Below are 2,760 nucleotides of genomic sequence, written 5' to 3' on the forward strand. Positions count from 1 at the left end.
GTGCGGTGATTCAGAAAGAATCAAAAATATATTTGGGTAATTATGAAGTTAAACGCTTACAGAATGAAACTGAAAATGGGGAAACAACTATCCTTAAACGGCAAACTTTGAGAGTAATGGATGGTGATAGTTGTGTGGCGATTTTCCATTATTGGGAGGAACCCACCCCTAACCCCTCCCAGGAGGGGAACTCAGTGGCGTTATCAACTGGATAATCACCTGGGTTCTGTTGCTTTGGAAGTGGATGATGATGCTCAGATTATTAGTTATGAGGAGTATTTTCCCTATGGGGGAACTGCGTTTATTGCTGGTAAGAGTCAGCAGGAAGTGAAGCTGAAGGAATATCGGTATAGCGGTAAGGAAAGGGATGATAGTACTGGGCTTTACTATTACGGAGCGAGGTATTATGCGCCTTGGTTGGGGAGGTGGTTGAAGCCCGATCCAGCGGGGACTGTGGATGGGTTGAATTTGTATGGGTTTGTGGGAGGTAATCCTGTGACGCATGTCGATATTGGGGGGATGATGCAGAGGGAACAAACAGCAGGAGAAGAAAAAAAGCCTGAACCCTACATAGTAGAATTGTTTAATTCTTTAAAATTACTTCGAGTAGAGGGGAGAGCTTTCGATTTTCCTATGTCAGAATCGTGTGAAACAAGAGCGAAAATAATACAAGAGGAAATACAAAAGCAAACGCGTTCATGGCATTTCCCCACGCAATTCAGTCTTAGATATCCTGATGGTAGCGGGTGGACGCAGCATGTAGCTACTGGTATTAAAGATTTTGAAGGCACATGGTGGATGCTGGATACTTCATTTACGGATAGACCTCTTACCAAAGATCAATGGGCCATTGCAATGTACAGGAACAAAAAAGAACAGCTAGATGACCATAAAATGACTACTCAACAGATGGAAGCACATGAAGCAGTAGAAGAGTTTCTATCTGTTTTACAAGATTCAGGTGACTTTAGTAAGCTGCAATATCCTGAAGGATTTGATGAAGTTTTGACTAAATATGAATTATCTGAATTAAAAGGATTCAACGAAGATAATAATGCTAAAACTCTAATGAACAAAATGAATGATTCAAAAGAATTTGAGGATTTGATATACAAGCAAGTAACAAAAATCAGAAAAGATATAGAGAGAGCGAAAGTGGATACGCAAACCTTATCTGACAGCAATGCATTAGAAAATGTTCAACAAATTTCTGGATTAATAAGTTTAAATCAGGGACTTGTAAGAAATTTGATCTTAAACATTGATAGTGTAAAGTCCCAAGCAAATCAAAACCCACCATCCTACAAGCAGAGAGGTGCGAAGAGGCAAAGGCTTACTTAATAAATAGTGCGATCGCAGTTCTTGTAGGGTGCGTTAACGACAGTGTAACGCACCGAAATCAAACCCAAACCCAACCCACCCCTAACCCCTCCCAGGAGGGGAACCGGAGGGGAATTAAGCGAACATACCAAATCAGAACAATTCAATTATTAACAAAAACCAGGAAAATAAAATGTCAACTATAAAAATATTAGACAATAACCTTAATTCCTTTTACAAGCAAAACTCCGATTTTGATATCCTTAAATTTAATTTTCGCAATGGTCAAGCTGACAATTTAAACTGGAAAAATTTAGATCGAGAAACAATTTTAGAACTATTAAAAAAATACCAGCGATTATTGCGACTCCTCTTAGTTCCCCTCCAGGGAGGGGCTAGGGGTGGGTTAGTTCCCCTCATGCTCCGGTTCCGGTTCCCCTCCTGCTCCCCTCCAGGGAGGGGTTGGGGGTGGGTTGGGCTAGGGGTGGGTTCAGCGGTGGGTAGGCTAGGGGTGGGTTAACTCCTACTCAAGCCAACAGAAAAAACATTACCATTATCACCATTATGAAAACCAAAATCATCCCCTACAACCCACTATTAAAAGAAAGAGCGAGAGAACTTCGCAAAAACATGACTCCTGGTGAAGCCACCCTTTGGAAATACCTGAAAGGTAAGCAAATGTGTGGCTATGACTTCGATCGCCAACGTCCCATCGATCAATTTATTGTTGACTTTTATTGCAAAAAACTGATGCTGGCAATTGAGATTGATGGTTATTCCCATGATAGCGAGGAAGCACAGGAAAGGGATGCAGAAAGACAAGCTCGTTTGGAGTCTTTGGGAGTGCGATTTTTGCGGTTTCAGGAAGAGGAAGTTTGTGGTGAGGTGGAGGGGGTATTAGGGGTGATTGAGGATTGGATTTTGAGCCATGCTTAACCAAACCCTAGTCTAACCCACCCCTCGCCCCTCCCAGGAGGGGAACCGGAACTGGAGCCGGAACTGGAGCCGGAGGGGAACCAAACCCTAGTCTAACCCACCCCTAACCCAACCCACCCCCAACCCCTCCCTGGAGGGGAGCAGGAGGGAGACCGGAAACGGAACAGTAAACATATAAATTAGAACAATTCAATTAACAAAAACAAGGAAACTAAAATGTCAACTATAAAAATATCAGACGATCGCCTTAATTCCTTTTACAAGCAAAACTCCGATTTTGATATCCTTAAATTTAATTTTCGCAATGGGGAAACTGACAAATTAAACTGGGACAACTTAAAGCGGGAAACAATTTTAGATCTATTAAAAAAATACCAGCGACTATTGCGACTGAATGATAACCCCGAAATTGCCAAAGCTTTACTCAATGAAGACTGGGATTCTGCTCATGCGATCGCCTCAATAACAGAAGATGAATTTATCCAGAAATTTAGTGAGTTGAGC

At 41.9% G+C, this 2,760-nt stretch carries 4 protein-coding genes; all 4 read left to right on the forward strand.

Annotation, left to right across the window (positions count from 1 at the left end; all coding sequences use genetic code 11):
* A partial coding sequence (locus SAGCYANO_RS20685; RefSeq protein WP_202221790.1) for a hypothetical protein occupies nt 1–215 on the forward strand: 215 nt, incomplete at its 5' end.
* A gap of 25 nt (nt 216–240) precedes the next feature.
* A complete protein-coding gene (locus SAGCYANO_RS20690) occupies nt 241–1,341 on the forward strand; it encodes an RHS repeat-associated core domain-containing protein (protein WP_237396432.1) in 1,101 nt (366 codons plus the stop codon).
* 543 nt (nt 1,342–1,884) lie between these two features.
* Complete coding sequence (locus SAGCYANO_RS20695; RefSeq protein ID WP_202221792.1) at nt 1,885–2,256, forward strand: endonuclease domain-containing protein; 372 nt, start codon at nt 1,885–1,887, stop codon at nt 2,254–2,256.
* Nucleotides 2,257–2,472: 216 nt separating this feature from the next.
* Nucleotides 2,473–2,760, forward strand: a 288-nt coding sequence (locus SAGCYANO_RS20700; RefSeq protein WP_202221793.1) for a hypothetical protein, incomplete at its 3' end; no start/stop codon positions are given.

Origin of the sequence: Okeania sp. KiyG1, from assembly GCF_014132355.1 — a bacterium.
In the GTDB taxonomy this organism is placed as follows: Bacteria; Cyanobacteriota; Cyanobacteriia; order Cyanobacteriales; family Microcoleaceae; genus Okeania.

Excerpts from the sequence above, each read along its gene's own strand:
- SAGCYANO_RS20695 (WP_202221792.1), top strand. The coding sequence starts at position 1,885 with ATGAAAACCAAAATCATCCCCTACAACCCACTATTAAAAGAAAGAGCG.